Below are 16,025 nucleotides of genomic sequence, written 5' to 3'. Positions count from 1 at the left end.
GATAACGGCCGCCTGCTAACCCGGGCGGTCACCGCGAAATAAATTCGTCACGTATCGATTCTTCCTTGCTTCGATCCCCGTCCAGGATATGAACCTTTTCCTCGACGTCGGTAACGCCCTTACTGCGAATGCCTTTCAGCATGTGTTCCACCATGTGGATGCGGCGCACGCAGGAAAAAATTTGGCGCTGGTTCTCGTCGTTCATGTCGGATGCGGCGGTGATGAGGGTGGCGATGCGATTGAGCGCTGACAATGTTCGAGACAGCAGGACGCACACGAAAACTAAAAGTACGGCGATGACCCATATAGCGATATCCATGGTCTGTCCTTTCCCATGACGGCAGTTGTCATCGCATTGTTAGCACAGGGTGATGCGTAGGATCTAGTCACATAAGTTTTAAGCCATCTGCACTATCGAGATGGCCGAAATGCAAGGCGCGACCTTTGATCAAACCGCGAAGTTTATTCCCCGGATGCCGATCCGCAGCACGGTCTGTGCCGGCGCAACGCCCATCACTCGGAACGGCATAACCCTCCCGGCCGCTGAATGGGCGGCCAGGCTGGGGCTGAAGTGGCAGACGGTGAAGATGCGCAGGATGCGCGGGGAAAGCTGGACGGAGGCGCTAACCCCGGAATTGAGGCGCAACAGGTACATGGCCTGCTGGAGCATGCGGTGATGATTGACTTAATGGTGGGCGAGGCATGATCAAGAAAGCAGCACTGGACTGGGAAGCTATTGAACGGTCCTACAGAATTGGTGTTCTCTCAGTTCGGGAGATCGGCGCGGCTCAAGGCGTCTCGCATACGGCGATCAACAAGCGGGCGAAAGCCTTTAAGTGGTCCCGAGATCTCAAAGCCAAAGTACAGGCAAGAGCTGAGGCGTTGGTTTCCAAAGCTGAAGTTTCCAAACTGGTTTCCACGGAAACCGCCATCACTGAAAAGCTTCAGGTCGAAGCAACGGCCACGCTTATCGCAGACACGCAGATAGGTCAGCGCAATCATATTGGTCGCTGCTTGGCATTGGCTGACAAGCTGATGGATGAACTGGAATCGGTCACTGACTTGCGTGGTGACGTCGCTGACCTGGTTAAAAGGCTCAAAGGTGATGATGTGGACGGCGCCGACGCGCTAGAACTGGCGGCGAAAATGTCGAGCCTTCCATCCAGAATGAAATCTATGAAGGAGCTAGCGGATATCTCTAGAACGCTGATCGCTCTGCAACGCCAGGCTTACGGCATGGGGGAGGGCTCACTTGAAGAGCCCTACGAGGATCGCTTGGCGCGACTGCTGGCTGGTGCCTGATGAGGGGCCGATCCGCCACTTAGTGTTGAATTCAACACACTGTGTTGATTTCTACACGGTGGTACCCAGGCCACGGTATCCATGCATGTATCCGCGAAAACACCAGAATAGGGCAAGCGGCGCCACCGGTTTCGCGCGCTTCTTCGCGCACCATTTATCGCGCAGTCAAAGGTGCGCGAAATGATCTTGAGCTGCCCCAGCGCACCAAAGTTAAGTTCTCGCCGGCCCCGGCCTTCTAATCGCCCGCAAAGCCGAAGCGATGAGTCAGTGCGGAGCCTAAGTGAGCTTAAAAATGTGATCTTGAACTTGTAATGGCCTTAGGACACTATTCGGCGATCCAAGCATAGGGAATTCAAAGTGACAACATTGTTTGAGAAGCGCTTCGTCGAGTTGGAGAAACAGCTAATTCAACTGCAAAACGCCACCACTATGACGGGGCACCCAAGAAGAGGCTTTCAGACAGAGTACCTGGCTCCGGAATCAACTCTGAATTGGTCAGTTAAGGTCAGAGCACTGCTGGAAAGGGTTTGCGGTAAAGAATCTAGTTACCTGCAACGGTTCACTGAAGCCGATGGAAACCAAATGTTCGATGTCGGCATTGCTCGTTTTGAACGGATGAGAGCTGTTTTTCTGGCGGCGAAAGAAGATTTCGAGGGTGGTTACCTGAACTCACTCCGTAATCTCGTACAAGCGGATGTCTTCACAAGCGAGCTTGAGCAGGCAAGCGGGCTGCTTGCTGCTGGGTATGCGTCTGCGTCAGCTGTTATCGCTGGCGTTGTTTTGGAGACGAGCCTTATAAATCTCTGCGCCGACAACGGCATCAGCGCTGCCGGTCTCAACAAAATGAACGACGACTTAGCCAAGGCTGGCGCCTATAACTCGCTACAGCAAAAACGCATCACCGCAATGGCGGCCATCCGCAATAGCGCCGCGCACGGTAAGAAGGACGAATTTGACACCGGAGACGTAAAAGGGATGATCGATGAGGTTGAGCGCTTCCTTGCTACGACCTTGAGGTGATCAGCAGTTCATAGAAAAGCGCTCCAATCTGAGCCAGAGGACGCCTCTCGCCAAAGACGGTCAGGATTATCGGTAGGGCTGCCGTCGAAATCACGAGCGGGTGGTAAATGATCAGTGCGCACAGGGTATGCCTATCCAGATACAGGCTCATTTTGCCTTTTTCAGGTTTTTCGCTTGATAAGTAACACCCATAGTGCAACAGTATTAGTGAAACGCCCTAACTGATACAGGCACCCATCATGTTCATCCGCGCATACCTCCGAGCATCAACCGAAGAGCAAGACGCCAGCCGCGCCCAAGCAGCGCTTGAGCAGTTCGCCGACGACCACAACAAGGGCATCGCCAGCGTGTACCTGGAGAATGTCAGTGGCGCGGCTGCGGATCGGCCAGAGCTGCTCCGCCTGCTAAAAGACGCGCGTAAGGGGGACGTACTTCTGGTTGAGTCAATCGACCGGCTATCCCGCTTGCCTGTGGATGACTGGCAGAAACTAAAGGCTGCTATCGACTCCAAGGGGCTGCGGATCGTTGCGCTCGATCTGCCAACTAGTCACCAGGGAATGCAGGATACCCAAGGCGACGAGTTCACCGGGCGGATGCTGGGCGCTATCAACTCAATGCTTGTAGAAATGATGGCGGCAATTGCCCGCAAGGATTACGAGCAGCGACGTGAGCGCCAGGCGCAAGGGATTGAGAAGGCCAAGGCTGAGGGGAAGTATCAGGGGAGGCCGGTTGACGCCGATCTCCATAAGCGAGTGAAGGAGTTGCTGAAGGCCGGGCTTGGTATCCGGGCTGCTGCCCGGCACGCCGATTGCTCAACAACGACAGTGCTTAGAATTCGGGAACTGGCGAATACTCCCTAGACTGGGATAACTGAAGTCGCGTGCTTAGCTTAAAAAGGTAAGAACATCATCGCGCTATCTATTCTGGGGGTTTCGGTGGCGGCGCTTCCCATGCCAGCAGCGAGCCGATACTGTCACTGCTCGCACGCAGATTCTTCGCCTCCTGCACTTTCAACAAAATCTCTTCTCGTGCTTCGTCGCTCATGTCGCCCGCGCGAGTCGTAATGTCTTCGAAAAAGTCATGGAGCCGCCTATCTTCACTCCACCTGTCGATTATCTTCAGCAAATTACGAAGCGAGTCTTCACGAGCCTGCTTGATCAGCGACCGCTGGTACTCTTCGTGTGCAATCACACGTTGTCGCTCCCACTGCTTCTGCTCCTCTTCCGCCTGCCGGTTCGCTGCCGAAACCTGTGATGCCAGTGCCTCTGCCTGGGCGCATAACGACGACACAATGACGTCAACCTGCTTACCCAGGCTCACGTTGTCCTCGGTCCAAGTCTCCGACCACTCGACTCGATAAAAAGGGCTGTAGGCCTCAGACACAGCCGCTTGGAGGCCACGCGGTGACTGCTTACGCGATAAAATGTTTTGGTTCTCCGGTCCCATAGCCCTGGTTTCATCACTTTGGCTTCCTTTACCGGCACGTACTGGCCATCCAGATAAACCATATCTCGGTCGACTGTCTGCTCATAAATAGTAAGGCCGATCGCGGTTTCGCCGATAAAGACCAATGTCGGCCTTCCCGGTCTCCAAACGTCGGTTTCCAATGCTGACCGCTTCAGTCTGCCACCTTCCACCCCTAACTCTTTGCGCGTATACCCAGGTTCGCCGCATGCCACGGATACTCGGTGATTAAGCCCGCGAAAGGCACCAGCAAGCTTTAAGAGGAGCGTTGCGGCCCGCTTTAAAGAGCTTTCCGTAACTACGAAGTCGGGCAAATTTCGCTTAAAGGGTTTCAGATAGCTGTCACCAGCAACTCTTCCACTGGTAAATGAGGAGAGCGATGCCATTACCTGAGTGCGGCGGGCCCGGTCATTTTTGGGCTCTGGTTCAGTCGGTTCAATAGCGTTCCCCCCAATTAACCGATCGCCTTTTCTCCATTCGAAATAACCGCCAGGTTTTAGTTTCGGGAGTGGAGGTATCTTTGGCTTTCGGCCTGCATGCCTTTTCGCCCAATAGCCTCGCGGCGGGCATGGTATGTCCAAGCTGACGCAGACCCGGCGTAGGAAGACTGCGGATACGCCGTATTTCGGGGCGAGCTTGAGCATGGGGGTCTCCCACACTTCGGCGTATAGGGTTTCTCGCTGTACACGATCTTGATTCATTCCCCCACCCCGTGATGCGCGCAAGCCCTCGGTCGTTTCGTTCATGGCCTGCGTGGCTCCTGTTCTAAAATCACGCAGTCGCGGCTTGAGTGCCCGGCCGGTCAGCCAGGTATTAAACCCTTTGCCGCCCGCTGCGTTGGCTGACCGTTACCCTCATCCATCTTTCGAGGTCCGGCGCACAATGTGGCATACCAGCTGGTATCCGCGTTTTACATCTTATTGCCGTGGATACTCATTGAGTAAGTCGAAGATCGTTGGCGGCCGTAAAACTCAGCACTTGGCCTGTCTTCTGCTGGGTTTGCGCCTGAAGCTGCTCACCTTTGTTAATCGCTTCGACAGCCTTCCTTGCGTCCCGCTCAAATTTGTAGCCTTTGGCATCTTCAGGTGATGTCGACATTTTCACCGTTTTACCGCCGCTGACGAGGTAGAAGAGTTTTCCGGGTGCTTTGGCGTATGTGATCGTCACAATCCACGTCCCTGGCGGAGCTTTTTCCAGCTTGGGCAACGGCTCGAACTCCACCTTTCCATCCAGCTCGGTCAGCCGCACAGCAACGGCCATATCGGCCTGCCTGCGTGAGGCCGCTGTGCGGGCCTCTTTCTCGGTTTCAAACCTAATCGCGCATTCTGCATCGTAGTGCCACAAGCTTGGTCCGACGCCGATCAGGAAACCTTCTCTGAAGTCGCTGTAGACCGCAAATTGCTTATTTTCTTCCATGCTTCACTCCATGTGGTAGGTCTTTAGCGGTGCCGGTAGCGGCGGCCGAGTTCATACAGCAGTTATGATCGTGCGCCTGGTTACCGAGGTAGCCTGAGTTCGGGACGCTTTCGCCCAAGCCGCGAGCATCGGAATTACCAGCATTGATAGTCTCACTGAGCCGATATGGTCTCACTGAGACTGCTTATCTGACCAACCAAATAGAGGTGCTCCGCCGCCGCCAACGCGGGTGGGTATTCACCGGCACCTGCCCATCTAGGTCGCGATGTGTCGTGTCACTAGCCCCCACTCTGATGGAGTTAATGCTGGAAACAACCCCGCTGCGCAGCAGATAAGGTGTACGATCGGGGTTCTCGCACCACTACGTGACACATGCCCATGGAGAGCGACGGGAGCCATAAGATTGTGGTCTCGACGGCGCAGCGATCCGGTGAAAATCCGAGCGCTGCGAGAATTGCCGAAGCAGTCGTGGCAACGCTGAGAGAAATTAGTGCAATCCTGACCCCTATGATCGGCCAGGGAGAGTTTTGTGCGCTCTACAGACGCAGTCTCCATCTTTGCACCTCGCTTAATCCCTGCCTTAACAAAACGCATGAACGCGTTGATGACGATTTTGCTCGGCTTAGATGTTTGCTTGAGCAGCAGAATATCGATACGGCCACGATATATGGCGATGAATTACTGAATACGTTCTACGAACTGCTGAACTCGTTGATTGGGATTTCGCTGTCAGAGCACCTGCTTCGTTCCGCATGGGGTAAGCATCCGCCCACGCCCAACACACCTCTGTAGTTAAGCGCGCGTCCAGTTATGCGGCAACAACGCAGTAATCTCATTCGCCAGCTACGTCGGCAGGCGCATGAGAACATCTTTCAAGTAAGCATACCGGTCATGATCATTTAGCCGGGCAGACTGGATCAAACTCATGATCGCCGCCGCCCGTTTTCCACTGCGCAGTGATCCGGCGAAGAGCCAGTTCTTGCGCCCAAGAGCCCATGGCCTGATTTGGTTTTCGGCCCAATTGTTGTCTATGGGTACGGCCCCGTCATCTAGGTAGCGCGACAGCGCTACCCAGCGTTTGAGGGTGTAATCAAGTGTTCTGCTGATCGCCGGACGCATACCGTTGATCCCCATCGCGGGCTTTTTCTTGGTTGTGATTCGTCAGATAGCCGTCTCTGCTGATGCCAATGTCCTAAGCTTTCCTCTTCTATGGAGGAAACGTCATGTCTGCCTTACCCCGCGATCCGACCGCCGCTTTGCTCGTACGGCTCAACCAAAACATCAACGCTCTAGGCTCTGCTATCGACGAAATCCGGATGTGGATTGTGACGCATGATGACGGAGAGACTGCGCATAACATCCGCGGCTACTTGGCCGTAATTGAGGACAACGCAGATGACATCGCTGAGGGTATGAGCGATTTAATCATGCGAATCGCTCACGCCATACCAACCGAAGGAGTGTGACGCTAGGGTTTTGAGTAAGCCAGCGAGCGGCGAGCTTTTCGATTCACGACCATACTGAGGCGTGGAGGTGCTGTTTATTGGGGATGAGTGCTCCCCTTGAAGTTCCTCATGTCTGAACATCGCCGTGAGCATCCGATGTTTGATTGAAAGTATTTTTGTAAAGCTGGTCGCTGAGTTGTCACACGGGTTAGACGCGATCACAAAAGGAACGATCAATGTCGACGATCGGCATGAGGCTAAAGCAAGAGCGAGTTCGGATCGGGTTGACCCAGCGTGAACTCGGCCGCGTGGGCGGGGTTAAAGTTAACGCTCAAGGCGCCTACGAACTGGATAAGAGATCACCACGAGCTGACTATTTAGCGAAAATCCTGACAGCTGGCGTTGACGTAATTTACGTCCTAACAGGGAAACCGGTGCCGCCTTCGGGACCTCCAGACCACGACGGCGTGGCGGAGCCACTAGATTCTGTTTTCAACGTGTATCTCAGTCAGTCCGAGCTTTTAAGCCAACTCTCGGCCAAAGGGGCTCAGTTAGCGCGCCAACTCGAAATCTTCTGTCAGAACCAGCTGACCGTAATCGCAGCGCTTAAGTACCTCGTTACCGTTGCAGAGGCCCAGGGATACGACAATGTCCCGTCTTGGGTCGATGCCTCCTTGAAGGCCCTGAATGGCAATGCGGCGATTATTGCTGAAGTGTTGGCTGGCAGGCTAAGTGATCAGCGAGGCCCGGATGAGCCTGGGGCTCAAGTATGAGTGGCGCGGTGGGAGTCTCTATCCGTGGTCATTTGTCAGTCGCTTTCTGACTAGCCCAGTGTGTTGAAGATTGCCTTTTCCGATGAAAACAATTTTCTTGCTCATGGCCCAGTACGACGGCAAAGTGATCATTCCCCTTGAGCGGATCTGTGCCGACTACTTCACCCATCTGACGCCGGCGAAGCTCAAGCTGAAGGTGGCGGCGGGCCTGATCGACCTAGTGATTGTCCGAATGGAGAACAGCCAGAAGTCTGCGCAGGGCGTCCACGTCAATGACCTTGCCGATTATCTGGACACCCAGCACGCGGTAGCCAGGGCGGAGCATGATCGTCTGATGGGCCGAATATGTACGTCGGACGCAGACGTAGGGAGGAAAGGGTGATGAGGGCACATCCTGATGAGCAGCCTATCGAATTCATTCGTTTACCCGAAGTATTGAGGCTAACTGGAGTAAGCCACACCACCATTTACAGAATGCTAGCCAGTGGTCAGTTCCCCTGCCAAATAAAGCTTGGCGCTAATTCAGTCGCGTGGATAAGGTCAGAGGTATCGGATTGGAGTCGCTCCAAGATTGCGTCCTCTCGCAGCCCCGCACAGTGAGCGAACCTACACGCCAATGCGGAGCGGGAGATGCGCTATCTGACAATTAGGAAGTTCTCCGGCGAGTCGGGATACAGTGAGGCCGCTGCGCGCTCAAAGATTCACGACGGCCATTTGTCCGTCCGGCAGAGTCAGTGCTGCTGCCCGTCTATGATTTCCCTTTTCCATTGTCTGGAGACTGGAATGAGCAAGCCAGAGCAGGAGTATTTGACCCCAATGGATATGCTACGGGAGGAGCTCACAGAGGAAAGACTGCTGAGTAACCACCTGATACTTGCGCTTGCGGTCCAGAGTATTGAAGGCTGCCGACGGGTGATTGAGCAGGCACCATGCATTTCCGAGCGGTGCCGCAAAGAGGCGCTGGCATATCTCGAGGACCTTGTATACGCCGGCGAGTGCTGATTGCGTGTGCTAGGGCGCCATACCCGCCACCGTGTAGAAATCAACACAGTGTGTTGAATTCAACACTGTGTGGCGTTTCCGCCACGCTCGGTACCGATCGCGTAATTACCGGATGACCCAGGATTGGACCATCCCGCTGAGCGCCGTCGAAATTACCAAAATTGGTAGTCTTAGTGAGACCAAATCGTCTCACTGAGCCGCAATGTCGGCCCAGCCTCAAACTGATGCCGGATAGGTGCCCCAAATTTTCGGGGCACCTCCCCAGATCTGGGGAACTACCCAATATCAGGGTAGTAACGAAAAAAAGTTGTCCTCAAAACTCAGGACATCTCTAGATGGTGTCGTGAAGCGCGATGCCGCCGAAGCCCGGAAAATTTTCGGAGTTACCAAAAGGTGGCGCGCGGGACGTCGCCGCTAATGCCGCCGCGCAGAACCCTAGCGAAAATTTTCCCGAGGGTGGGCAGGCCGGCGACCTTTGATACTACGGACTTTTCGTAGTTTTGCCCTTCCTCGCTTTGATCTGACGCTCCGCATGCACGGCCGTGTCGGACAGGTTGCTGATCAGGATGCCAAGGCTCTCGAGCATCCAGCCGACATTGGTTACAGCCTCCGTGTTCAGCCCAGTGTCATCATTGTCCGCTGCGCAGGCCAGCAGACTACCCAGTCCTGATATGCCGTGAGCCAGGATGTGCATGTGGTTATCCGACGCTTGTCGCACGGCCTCCAAGTGATCGGGCTCCATAGCGTTGATTGATTCCATGCCGAGCAACAGGTCTTTCCAGTTCATCATGCTCATTTCGCGGCCCCTATTTGGAGCGCAACACGTCGGCGGATCTTCACGAGATACGCCTGCCTTTCAGCCGCGAAAGCATCAAGCTCGTTGTCCATGCAGTCTGCCCACTGATCAACCATGCTCGACCAGTCTTCTACTTCAAGAATGCCAAGCTGGGCGAATGCGTTCGCAGTGTGATCCTCTGGAAATGTTCGCAGCATCAGAGTGAAAATGGCGCGCAGGTTATCGAAGCCATTCTGAACCGAGTACAGGTCATCGAGGCCCGTGCAAGCGACTTGGTAGAGTGAGCGACTCATTGGGCGGCCCCCGTTTTTGAGGCAGCAAGCAGCCTGAACGCTGCCAAATAAGCGCTCTCATCGATTGCGCCGAAAGCACGGACAGCGTTTATCGTTCCGACCACGATGCCTACGGCATATGGCGGGAATCCCTTATCCTTTGCCAAGCGCATTTCATTGTCGATTACCTGTTGGCCGGAGTATCGGTCCAGCCGGGTGCGAAGGCTCAGGCGGTCGGTGGTGGCGTTCATTGCGCACCCCCAATCACGTCAGCCCAGGCCATGGCTGTGTGCTGCGCAATGGTGGCCAGCACCTTCGACACAAACGGATGGGTACCAGGGCTTGCGATGATGAACAGCGCGGCGCTGAGCAGAAGGAGGATTTCGTGAACGTCGCGCAGATCGTCCGTATTGTCAGCGGGTAGCAATTCAACGCGCGCCGCACCTAGGGCTTTCAGCGGAGTCAGGTCGACCAGTTTGATCGAGGCCGAAACCTTCATGGTGCCCAGGATTTCCCCGGCCACGTTTAACAGGCAAATGGTATTCTGTTGGTTCTGCATGGCACTACTCCCAAAGACAGTGCTGTGTGGTCGCCGGGCCACTGTTAGCGCAGTGGCCTGGCACATTTCGTTTGATGTCCGAATATCGGACTTCTACTGCTTACATCTTGGCTGGATTTCAAATCCGACCATGGCTCACTTCTGAGCCATCTACTGCTTACCCTTCTCGCTGATCCAACCGGCCGCCCAGCTTAAGGGGTCTTTCGACGCCATCGGCTTGAGTGGTTTACCGTCCCGTGCCGCCTGCTTTCCCTCGTCCTGCGATATCGTGTTAATCCATAGCGCCGTGAGCTTGTAGCCTGCTGCTCTTTGACGCTCCTTGTAGTCCCGCTGTCTGGCTGCTGCCGACCGAGGGGCCTTGTTTTCGTCTATCATCCGTCCTCCCTGTTACTAGTTACGATGGAGTGAAGGTATACCTTCGTGACTAGTCACGCAACTAGGGGGTGAAAAATAATTGAATACCCCAAATTCAGATAGTCGACTCAGTCTTGCTCGGATTCTAGATCCAGCGAAGATCCGGATTTGAAATCCAGAAGGGTGCGATTTGAAATCAGGCCATTTTGCGAGCAGATCGTAGAAGTGTTCTAGGCGCACTTCTGGACCTGAGCAGCTATGCGTACATCTTGTGCCTGGCGATCTTCGCGAACTTTTGCATCTGAGTGGGGAGGTGGTGAAGCGCTTAAGGGCGACCTACCATGCTGCTAGACACCAGCTCAGAGATTGCAAATATGGACAGTTCCTTAACGCCTTTTTTCCTCAGTCCTGCGGATATCATTGACCTAACTGGGCAATTCAAATCAGTGGCTCAAGCCCGGTGGCTCAGATCCAAATCCATACCGTTCATCATCGGCGGCGATGGGGCGCCGAAGATATCTAAGGAGGCGCTCATCAAAATGTTGGGCGCGGGAACTGGCAGCGTGGTTTCTGGCCCAAGTACGGCCGGAGGAGATTCCTCCACCAAACTCCACGAAGATTGCGCCAATTGGGACAAGGTGACAGAGGCATTGATGGCGGAACTGACAGGCCTAACCAAGCGATCATTGGAGGGGAAGCGCCTGGCCGGAACTATCCCGAAAGACGTCTGGGCGATGATCGACGGTCGTGTCATGTACAGCCTAAGAAGGTACGGTGCCTGGCTGGACGATCAGTGGCCAGAGTACATCCCGCCCACAGTCAAATCCGTCAGGAAGCCAAGAAAGCAGCCTGCCGGAAATCACGTCTATAAGCTCGTGTAGGCGGGTAATTACATCCACGCTTGCCTTGAGTACTATCGGATGGCCAACTCTTGTGGTCTAGTGCGCTATCTCTGACAGTGGATGTCGAACGTGGCCAAATCAAAACAAGGATGGTTCCTACCTCTGATGGCGCTGGTGTTTGTCCTGTGGCTTTTCGGTAAGCCTGGAGAACATAAGGCGCCTACAGCGTCGGTCTCTACCCCTCCGTCACCAGTCCTATCGTATTCCCCCTCACCGACTGCGCTTTTACCTGAGCAGACCGTCGCCCCCGAGGAGTTTGTAAACACTGACACCTTGAATGTGCGCGATAGGCCAGAGGGCAAGGTCGTGTCGAAGGTCAGCCGTGGTGGCAAAGTGAGGATTTATGAGAGAACCGCTAACTCCTCTTGGGCGAGGATTTCTGCCGACGGCCTGCCAGCGCAGTGGGTCAGTGCCTTGTCGCTCTGCAACGGGCCGGGCTGTCATAGCCCAACACTCCAGCTAGCTACGCCTGTACGGCCGGCCGAACCCAAGCAGCGCCCGGCGCCAGCTGCGCGTGAGTACTCCTGTGCCTGTTCGGGCGGGAATGTGTGTATCGGTCCCAGGGGGGGGAGATATTGCATCACATCAGGTGGTAACAAGCGGTACGGCGTGTAACTAGGCTGCTAGGCGCCCATAACAGGGATGGCGCGAAATGGGCCTGGGTGTCCATTGCATTGGCCTTAACGCGTGAATAAGGCAGCGATGTAGACTTAGCGGGGTATAAACTTTTAGCCTGGCAAGCTAGCCGGAGACAGCTGTGATCATCAACAAACCGTCGAATGATATGCGGATGGACTTGAGCAAGGCTGCGAAGAAGCTCCGTCGTACGTCAGTAGGCCTGCTCGGCATGGCTGTTCGATTGAGTGAGGCAGGGCTCGAAGATGAGTCATTAAAGCTGCTTACGATGGCGCGCGACCTGAATGAGATCGAGGACGCGGCCGTTGCCTACGCGAAGGAAGTTAGAACAGGAGTAGTGGCGCGGTCCAGTATCAACTGAGGAAGCGCGACGACATTTATAAGATCAGGAGCCTTTTTTATGAGCACCGAGATTGCCAGGGCACACATGGTTTCAGAACTTTCCAGGCTCGCAGAGGATCTTGAATTTTCTGCGGCTGGCTTGGGCAAGCTCCGGAAAGCTGAAGGGTTAATGGATGCCGAAACATCAGACCTGATAAAGCAAATTCGTTACACCTCCGCTCAACTAAAGCTTCTTGCTGGTCAAGCCGACAAAGGCGTCAATGGTGACGGCACTGCTAAGTAGGTGGCGCAGCGCGGATTCGTAGCCAATAACGAACGGCAAGCTAGGGCAGCAGAATAATGACAGACGACATGCAGGGGCTCGACGGGGAGAGAACAGCTCAACAGGAGTTGTTTTTCGATCTTGAAGACTCCGGAGCAATACTTGGGTGGTCTGCGGTTGAGCTGGACAGCATCGCCCTACGCATCGACGCTGGCGGTTATTCCGATGACGCCGCAGCCCTCCTCAGCATATGCAAGCTGCTCAAAAACGAGCAAGGAAGGATTTCAGCGTACGCTGATGAAGCGAAGGACGGCCGGATCGTCAGGGTCGGGCTTGAGTAGCTGGCGCGGCAGGGATCTGTAGGAATAGCATTGCAAACTAAATATTACGTCTGTGCGAATTCAGGGAAGTAGATATGGCGAAGAAAAAGCAGTCCGATAGCGACGCTCCTCATCTTGAGCTAGTAGCTCCACCGACACCGAAACCAGTCAAAGTTGCGCTAGCTAGGAAAGCTAAGCAAGTTGAGGCCAAGATCGAACCGTTGCTGCAGGCAACTCATAAAGGCAGCTTTAAAGAAGACTTTGGGCTGGACGTTGAATGCTACGTGCTGGGAGATGAGAAAAAGACGGCCGTTATCAGTCAGCGTGGCATGGGTGAGGCGCTAGGTCTTGGTGAAGGAGGTAGTAGGCTTCCTAGATTTGTAAGCGGTAAAACGCTGTCGAATTACATTGGGCCAGAACTACGTGAAAAATTGGATAAACCCATTGTATTTCAAGGCCCAGCGGCGGGCCACAACGCGCCGCCTCGCAACGTAAATGGCTATGACGTTACTATTTTGATCGATGTCTGCAAAGCCATAATTGATGCCGAGCGGGACGGGAAATTACTTTCCAGCCAGCTCAATATCGCCAAGCAAGCTCACGTAATTTTAAACGCATCTGCGAAAGCCGGCATCACCGGCTTGGTGTATGCGCTCTCTGGATATGACGCTACTAGGGAAGAGGTAGTAGCGGCATTTAAATTCTTTGTACGTGAAGAGGCTCGAGAATACGAGAAGGAGTTTCCGGATCAGCTCTATGCTGAGTGGTATCGTCTCTATGAATTGCCTAAACCGGAACGAAACAAGCCTTGGAAATTTATGCACCTCACTATCAATCAGGTGTACAAGCCGCTAGCGAAAAGTAGTGGGCGAATCCTTGAGTTAACTCAAGCTCAGCGAGCCGGTAGTGATGAGCGACACAAAAAGCTTCATCAATTCCTATCTGACGTTGGCGTCAAGGCCCTCAGGCAGCAACTCGGCCAGTTGCTAGGTATAGCGCGTATCTCTTCCACTAAGGAGCAATACGAAGACTTTGTAGACAAGCTGTTCGGCGATCAACCTGACTTATTCAAACCGTGATGTAAGCCCGGCCCAGCGCCGGGCTTTCGTTCAAGGAATGCCCCTAGCTGCCGACAACCTAGTACGGCATTTCGCAGTGCATAGAGGCAATAATGAAAACAATAGCTATCGCTGGTCTAGTCGCGCTGCTTTCGATCGTATCAATCTCAGCCTCAGCGTGCCCCAAGGGTACGCATCCCACGGGCGGAACGGGCTCGCATCATAAAGGTGGCACCTGCTCCTGAGATCAGCCCGGCCAAGCGCCGGGCTTTTTCATTAATTTCACGCAATTTTCACAAAACCATACGGCCACTCTCCTACCCGGCTAAGCTGTCCATGTATTCCCGAAAGACAAGGGGAGTCATATGGATAGGCGCAAAGTAGTGCGAGGCACTGACGACATTAGCGTAAACGTTGACGACGTTGGCGAGCTCAAATATTGGGCCCAAAAATTCAACGTCTCAAGAGATGAGATCAAGTCGGCAGTAAAGGCGGTGGGCGTTTCCCTTACCGCCGTCGAGCGAAAGATCAAGCTTATGCAGAAAGCATGATCAAAGGCCCCGGCCACGCGTCGGGGTTTCATTCTCGTCTACGCTTTCCTCTTCCTGAGGAGGAAACGCAATGTCCCTGCCAGACGATCCAACCCCTATCCTGCTCGCGCGCTTCAATCAGAACATCAATGCCATTGCCTCGGGCGTGGACGAGATTCGGATGTGGATTGAGCGCCAGGGTGGCCAAGAGACATACAATAGTGTCCGTAGCTATTTAGCGATCCTGGAAAGCAATTCCGACACAATCGTCGCGGGTATGGCGGAGTTGATCCAGCGCTGGAGGCCTGAAGAGCCAAAAGATCCCGAGGATTGATCAGCCCTTGGTACTAAGCCTCCCCTGGGGCGGGCTTATTAGTTGCGGGGTACGCCATCCTTTGAAGAGGCTGTCACATGAAGCGACCTAGAACACTTCCCCAGCTACTCAGCGCGGTCGCTGAAAAACAGGCAGCTCTTACCGGCGCCATCCAGGATCTTTCGCAGTGGGTTGAAATCAACGAGCCGGCCCAGCAAAACAGGCAGCGTGTGGCTGAGCCGATAGCTGAGCATTCCTTTTCGGCGGCGTGGTTCAGAGGAGATCTTTTGCCCTCTGTGTTCGGCATCAGCGCCGAGGCGGCGCGCAAGTATCGCTCTGGAGGTCTGTGGCTGGAGGGCAAGCACTGGCGCACCGATCCGGCCAACCGAATAGTCTACAGTCGCCAGGCTATCGAGGCCTGGATGGGCGGCGAGCTTTAACCGTGCCATTTTGACAGCCCGGCGCCAGGGAAGGGAGTTCGGCCTGATGAAAACACTGTTCCTCCTCATAGCCCAGTACGACGGCAAAGTGATCATTCCCCTTGAGCGGATCTGTGCCGACTACTTCACCCATCTGACGCCGGCGAAGCTCAAGCTGAAGGTGGCGGCGGGCCTGATCGACCTAGTGATTGTCCGAATGGAGAACAGCCAGAAGTCTGCGCAGGGCGTCCACGTCAATGACCTTGCCGATTATCTGGGCACCCAGCACGCGGTAGCCAGGGCGGAGCATGATCGGCTTGTGGGGCGTCGGGCTCGATAGCCTGACTTTGAGCCAGGCATAGCGTGGGGGCGAGAAATAATGTCCGAAAATCCCATTGATCGATTTCTGCGCCTCGACGAGGTGCTTCACACGACCGGCCTTGGGCGAAACACGGTTTATCGCCGGATCAGGCAGGGGACATTTCCGAAGCAGGTGAGGATAGGCCCCAACTCAGTAGCATGGCGTGAGTCGGAAATCATAAAATGGATGTCTGATCCAACTCGTCCTATTTGAATCTTTGAATCGATGCGGTTTAGCGCGAGATTAACAAGTCCGCAGTATGGTGCCCTTTCGGGTATTGGAAATCGGTTTTGGTATACGTATAGGTATACGTTTAAGAGAAATCTGGGTTGTTCACTCGGTTTTGCTGGTCAATATGGTTGCGCATTCCACGCCATCTGGCCACCCAGTCCACCAACATCCGGCCACCCGTTCCACGCTCATCCGGCCGGGCAGTCGGAGCGCAGCGACGCAGGTTTGCATTGTTAGTCTGAAGTCCC

27 protein-coding genes and 1 pseudogene are annotated in these 16,025 nt (G+C 54.5%); 18 read left to right on the top strand and 10 right to left on the bottom strand.

Annotated features, from left to right (window positions below; translation table 11 throughout):
* Positions 1–28 precede the first annotated feature (28 nt).
* Both ACP7E4_RS15375 and ACP7E4_RS15370 read right to left on the bottom strand, forming a co-directional pair.
* Positions 29–319 carry a hypothetical protein gene (locus ACP7E4_RS15375; protein WP_426115917.1) on the bottom strand — a complete coding sequence of 97 codons (291 nt, stop codon included), beginning with the start codon at positions 317–319 and terminating at the stop codon, positions 29–31.
* 129 nt (positions 320–448) lie between these two features.
* Entirely contained in the window at positions 449–670 is a 222-nt protein-coding gene (locus ACP7E4_RS15370; protein ID WP_426115919.1) for a hypothetical protein, read from the bottom strand.
* Positions 671–702: 32 nt separating this feature from the next.
* Here ACP7E4_RS15370 and ACP7E4_RS15365 point away from each other — a divergent pair, with 32 nt between their 5' ends.
* From ACP7E4_RS15365 to ACP7E4_RS15355, 3 genes are all read left to right on the top strand, one after another.
* Positions 703–1,302: a hypothetical protein gene (locus tag ACP7E4_RS15365; RefSeq protein ID WP_426115921.1), complete on the top strand. Its 600-nt coding sequence runs from the start codon at positions 703–705 to the stop codon at positions 1,300–1,302.
* 357 nt (positions 1,303–1,659) lie between these two features.
* A complete protein-coding gene (locus tag ACP7E4_RS15360) occupies positions 1,660–2,322 on the top strand; it encodes a DUF4145 domain-containing protein (RefSeq protein ID WP_426115923.1) in 663 nt (220 codons plus the stop codon).
* Positions 2,323–2,561: 239 nt separating this feature from the next.
* A complete protein-coding gene (locus tag ACP7E4_RS15355) occupies positions 2,562–3,182 on the top strand; it encodes a recombinase family protein (RefSeq protein WP_426115925.1) in 621 nt (206 codons plus the stop codon).
* Positions 3,183–3,240: 58 nt separating this feature from the next.
* Here the strand turns inward: ACP7E4_RS15355 and ACP7E4_RS15350 are convergent, their stop codons facing one another.
* From ACP7E4_RS15350 to ACP7E4_RS15340, 3 genes and pseudogenes are all read right to left on the bottom strand, one after another.
* Positions 3,241–3,642, bottom strand: coding sequence for a hypothetical protein (locus tag ACP7E4_RS15350; RefSeq protein WP_426115927.1), 402 nt, complete (start codon positions 3,640–3,642; stop codon positions 3,241–3,243).
* A gap of 1,077 nt (positions 3,643–4,719) precedes the next feature.
* On the bottom strand, positions 4,720–5,202 hold the full coding sequence (locus ACP7E4_RS15345) for a hypothetical protein (RefSeq protein ID WP_426115929.1): 483 nt from the start codon (positions 5,200–5,202) through the stop codon (positions 4,720–4,722).
* An 843-nt stretch (positions 5,203–6,045) separates the two neighbouring features.
* Positions 6,046–6,312 (bottom strand): annotated as a pseudogene (locus ACP7E4_RS15340) (IS66 family transposase); the annotation flags it as partial.
* A gap of 113 nt (positions 6,313–6,425) precedes the next feature.
* On the opposite strand from ACP7E4_RS15340, the gene ACP7E4_RS15335 reads away from it, so the two are divergent.
* From ACP7E4_RS15335 to ACP7E4_RS15315, 5 genes are all read left to right on the top strand, one after another.
* Positions 6,426–6,668 carry a hypothetical protein gene (locus tag ACP7E4_RS15335; RefSeq protein ID WP_426115931.1) on the top strand — a complete coding sequence of 81 codons (243 nt, stop codon included), beginning with the start codon at positions 6,426–6,428 and terminating at the stop codon, positions 6,666–6,668.
* A 215-nt stretch (positions 6,669–6,883) separates the two neighbouring features.
* Positions 6,884–7,420, top strand: a complete 537-nt coding sequence (locus tag ACP7E4_RS15330; protein WP_426115933.1) for a helix-turn-helix domain-containing protein — start codon at positions 6,884–6,886, stop codon at positions 7,418–7,420.
* An 82-nt stretch (positions 7,421–7,502) separates the two neighbouring features.
* Positions 7,503–7,802: a pyocin activator PrtN family protein gene (locus ACP7E4_RS15325; protein ID WP_426115935.1), complete on the top strand. Its 300-nt coding sequence runs from the start codon at positions 7,503–7,505 to the stop codon at positions 7,800–7,802.
* A complete protein-coding gene (locus ACP7E4_RS15320; protein WP_426224895.1) occupies positions 7,766–8,020 on the top strand; it encodes a helix-turn-helix transcriptional regulator in 255 nt (84 codons plus the stop codon). Before ACP7E4_RS15325 ends, ACP7E4_RS15320 begins: the two co-directional genes overlap by 37 nt.
* Before the next feature lie 183 nt (positions 8,021–8,203).
* The gene (locus ACP7E4_RS15315) at positions 8,204–8,422 is read left to right on the top strand and encodes a hypothetical protein (RefSeq protein ID WP_426115939.1); all 219 of its coding nucleotides are present in this window, start codon (positions 8,204–8,206) and stop codon (positions 8,420–8,422) included.
* Between the two features lie 481 nt (positions 8,423–8,903).
* Here ACP7E4_RS15315 and ACP7E4_RS15310 read toward each other — a convergent pair whose 3' ends face one another.
* From ACP7E4_RS15310 to ACP7E4_RS15290, 5 genes are all read right to left on the bottom strand, one after another.
* Positions 8,904–9,218: a hypothetical protein gene (locus tag ACP7E4_RS15310; RefSeq protein ID WP_426115941.1), complete on the bottom strand. Its 315-nt coding sequence runs from the start codon at positions 9,216–9,218 to the stop codon at positions 8,904–8,906.
* Positions 9,215–9,511 (bottom strand): hypothetical protein, encoded by a 297-nt coding sequence (locus ACP7E4_RS15305; protein ID WP_426115943.1) that lies wholly within the window; start codon positions 9,509–9,511, stop codon positions 9,215–9,217. The genes ACP7E4_RS15310 and ACP7E4_RS15305 overlap by 4 nt, the downstream gene beginning before the upstream one ends.
* Positions 9,508–9,741, bottom strand: a complete 234-nt coding sequence (locus ACP7E4_RS15300; protein ID WP_426115945.1) for a hypothetical protein — start codon at positions 9,739–9,741, stop codon at positions 9,508–9,510. The genes ACP7E4_RS15305 and ACP7E4_RS15300 overlap by 4 nt, the downstream gene beginning before the upstream one ends.
* A complete protein-coding gene (locus tag ACP7E4_RS15295; protein ID WP_426115947.1) occupies positions 9,738–10,049 on the bottom strand; it encodes a hypothetical protein in 312 nt (103 codons plus the stop codon). Before ACP7E4_RS15295 ends, ACP7E4_RS15300 begins: the two co-directional genes overlap by 4 nt.
* A 150-nt stretch (positions 10,050–10,199) precedes the next feature.
* A complete protein-coding gene (locus tag ACP7E4_RS15290) occupies positions 10,200–10,424 on the bottom strand; it encodes a hypothetical protein (protein ID WP_426115949.1) in 225 nt (74 codons plus the stop codon).
* 320 nt (positions 10,425–10,744) lie between these two features.
* On the opposite strand from ACP7E4_RS15290, the gene ACP7E4_RS15285 reads away from it, so the two are divergent.
* The 10 genes from ACP7E4_RS15285 to ACP7E4_RS15240 all read left to right on the top strand — a co-directional run bounded on the left by ACP7E4_RS15285 (position 10,745) and on the right by ACP7E4_RS15240 (position 15,759).
* Positions 10,745–11,284 (top strand): DUF4224 domain-containing protein, encoded by a 540-nt coding sequence (locus ACP7E4_RS15285; protein ID WP_426115951.1) that lies wholly within the window; start codon positions 10,745–10,747, stop codon positions 11,282–11,284.
* A 778-nt stretch (positions 11,285–12,062) separates the two neighbouring features.
* Complete coding sequence (locus ACP7E4_RS15280; protein ID WP_426115953.1) at positions 12,063–12,302, top strand: hypothetical protein; 240 nt, start codon at positions 12,063–12,065, stop codon at positions 12,300–12,302.
* 39 nt (positions 12,303–12,341) lie between these two features.
* Complete coding sequence (locus tag ACP7E4_RS15275) at positions 12,342–12,566, top strand: hypothetical protein (RefSeq protein WP_426115955.1); 225 nt, start codon at positions 12,342–12,344, stop codon at positions 12,564–12,566.
* 56 nt (positions 12,567–12,622) lie between these two features.
* A complete protein-coding gene (locus tag ACP7E4_RS15270; RefSeq protein WP_426115957.1) occupies positions 12,623–12,886 on the top strand; it encodes a hypothetical protein in 264 nt (87 codons plus the stop codon).
* Between the two features lie 74 nt (positions 12,887–12,960).
* The gene (locus ACP7E4_RS15265; RefSeq protein WP_426115959.1) at positions 12,961–13,944 is read left to right on the top strand and encodes a P63C domain-containing protein; all 984 of its coding nucleotides are present in this window, start codon (positions 12,961–12,963) and stop codon (positions 13,942–13,944) included.
* A gap of 344 nt (positions 13,945–14,288) precedes the next feature.
* Positions 14,289–14,474, top strand: a complete 186-nt coding sequence (locus ACP7E4_RS15260; RefSeq protein WP_426115961.1) for a DUF3606 domain-containing protein — start codon at positions 14,289–14,291, stop codon at positions 14,472–14,474.
* A gap of 70 nt (positions 14,475–14,544) precedes the next feature.
* Positions 14,545–14,787 carry a hypothetical protein gene (locus tag ACP7E4_RS15255; RefSeq protein WP_426115963.1) on the top strand — a complete coding sequence of 81 codons (243 nt, stop codon included), beginning with the start codon at positions 14,545–14,547 and terminating at the stop codon, positions 14,785–14,787.
* A 209-nt stretch (positions 14,788–14,996) separates the two neighbouring features.
* Positions 14,997–15,206 (top strand): DNA-binding protein, encoded by a 210-nt coding sequence (locus tag ACP7E4_RS15250; protein WP_426115986.1) that lies wholly within the window; start codon positions 14,997–14,999, stop codon positions 15,204–15,206.
* Between the two features lie 46 nt (positions 15,207–15,252).
* Positions 15,253–15,525 carry a pyocin activator PrtN family protein gene (locus ACP7E4_RS15245; protein WP_426115965.1) on the top strand — a complete coding sequence of 91 codons (273 nt, stop codon included), beginning with the start codon at positions 15,253–15,255 and terminating at the stop codon, positions 15,523–15,525.
* 39 nt (positions 15,526–15,564) lie between these two features.
* Positions 15,565–15,759 (top strand): helix-turn-helix transcriptional regulator, encoded by a 195-nt coding sequence (locus ACP7E4_RS15240; protein WP_426115967.1) that lies wholly within the window; start codon positions 15,565–15,567, stop codon positions 15,757–15,759.
* Positions 15,760–16,025: the final 266 nt, after the last annotated feature.

Source organism: Pseudomonas sp. DSP3-2-3, assembly GCF_049898225.1.
In the GTDB taxonomy this organism is placed as follows: Bacteria; Pseudomonadota; Gammaproteobacteria; order Pseudomonadales; family Pseudomonadaceae; genus Aquipseudomonas.
This window is presented reverse-complemented; position numbering and strand designations above follow the sequence as displayed.

Excerpts from the sequence above, each read along its gene's own strand:
- ACP7E4_RS15290 (WP_426115949.1), bottom strand. The coding sequence starts at position 10,424 with ATGATAGACGAAAACAAGGCCCCTCGGTCGGCAGCAGCCAGACAGCGG.
- ACP7E4_RS15315 (WP_426115939.1), top strand. The coding sequence starts at position 8,204 with ATGAGCAAGCCAGAGCAGGAGTATTTGACCCCAATGGATATGCTACGG.
- ACP7E4_RS15310 (WP_426115941.1), bottom strand. The coding sequence starts at position 9,218 with ATGAGCATGATGAACTGGAAAGACCTGTTGCTCGGCATGGAATCAATC.
- ACP7E4_RS15370 (WP_426115919.1), bottom strand. The coding sequence starts at position 670 with ATGCTCCAGCAGGCCATGTACCTGTTGCGCCTCAATTCCGGGGTTAGC.
- ACP7E4_RS15285 (WP_426115951.1), top strand. The coding sequence starts at position 10,745 with ATGCTGCTAGACACCAGCTCAGAGATTGCAAATATGGACAGTTCCTTA.
- ACP7E4_RS15260 (WP_426115961.1), top strand. The coding sequence starts at position 14,289 with ATGGATAGGCGCAAAGTAGTGCGAGGCACTGACGACATTAGCGTAAAC.
- ACP7E4_RS15330 (WP_426115933.1), top strand. The coding sequence starts at position 6,884 with ATGTCGACGATCGGCATGAGGCTAAAGCAAGAGCGAGTTCGGATCGGG.
- ACP7E4_RS15300 (WP_426115945.1), bottom strand. The coding sequence starts at position 9,741 with ATGAACGCCACCACCGACCGCCTGAGCCTTCGCACCCGGCTGGACCGA.
- ACP7E4_RS15245 (WP_426115965.1), top strand. The coding sequence starts at position 15,253 with ATGAAAACACTGTTCCTCCTCATAGCCCAGTACGACGGCAAAGTGATC.
- ACP7E4_RS15305 (WP_426115943.1), bottom strand. The coding sequence starts at position 9,511 with ATGAGTCGCTCACTCTACCAAGTCGCTTGCACGGGCCTCGATGACCTG.
- ACP7E4_RS15265 (WP_426115959.1), top strand. The coding sequence starts at position 12,961 with ATGGCGAAGAAAAAGCAGTCCGATAGCGACGCTCCTCATCTTGAGCTA.
- ACP7E4_RS15375 (WP_426115917.1), bottom strand. The coding sequence starts at position 319 with ATGGATATCGCTATATGGGTCATCGCCGTACTTTTAGTTTTCGTGTGC.
- ACP7E4_RS15335 (WP_426115931.1), top strand. The coding sequence starts at position 6,426 with ATGTCTGCCTTACCCCGCGATCCGACCGCCGCTTTGCTCGTACGGCTC.
- ACP7E4_RS15240 (WP_426115967.1), top strand. The coding sequence starts at position 15,565 with ATGTCCGAAAATCCCATTGATCGATTTCTGCGCCTCGACGAGGTGCTT.
- ACP7E4_RS15355 (WP_426115925.1), top strand. The coding sequence starts at position 2,562 with ATGTTCATCCGCGCATACCTCCGAGCATCAACCGAAGAGCAAGACGCC.
- ACP7E4_RS15270 (WP_426115957.1), top strand. The coding sequence starts at position 12,623 with ATGACAGACGACATGCAGGGGCTCGACGGGGAGAGAACAGCTCAACAG.
- ACP7E4_RS15295 (WP_426115947.1), bottom strand. The coding sequence starts at position 10,049 with ATGCAGAACCAACAGAATACCATTTGCCTGTTAAACGTGGCCGGGGAA.
- ACP7E4_RS15275 (WP_426115955.1), top strand. The coding sequence starts at position 12,342 with ATGAGCACCGAGATTGCCAGGGCACACATGGTTTCAGAACTTTCCAGG.
- ACP7E4_RS15345 (WP_426115929.1), bottom strand. The coding sequence starts at position 5,202 with ATGGAAGAAAATAAGCAATTTGCGGTCTACAGCGACTTCAGAGAAGGT.
- ACP7E4_RS15365 (WP_426115921.1), top strand. The coding sequence starts at position 703 with ATGATCAAGAAAGCAGCACTGGACTGGGAAGCTATTGAACGGTCCTAC.
- ACP7E4_RS15320 (WP_426224895.1), top strand. The coding sequence starts at position 7,766 with ATGTACGTCGGACGCAGACGTAGGGAGGAAAGGGTGATGAGGGCACAT.
- ACP7E4_RS15255 (WP_426115963.1), top strand. The coding sequence starts at position 14,545 with ATGTCCCTGCCAGACGATCCAACCCCTATCCTGCTCGCGCGCTTCAAT.
- ACP7E4_RS15325 (WP_426115935.1), top strand. The coding sequence starts at position 7,503 with ATGAAAACAATTTTCTTGCTCATGGCCCAGTACGACGGCAAAGTGATC.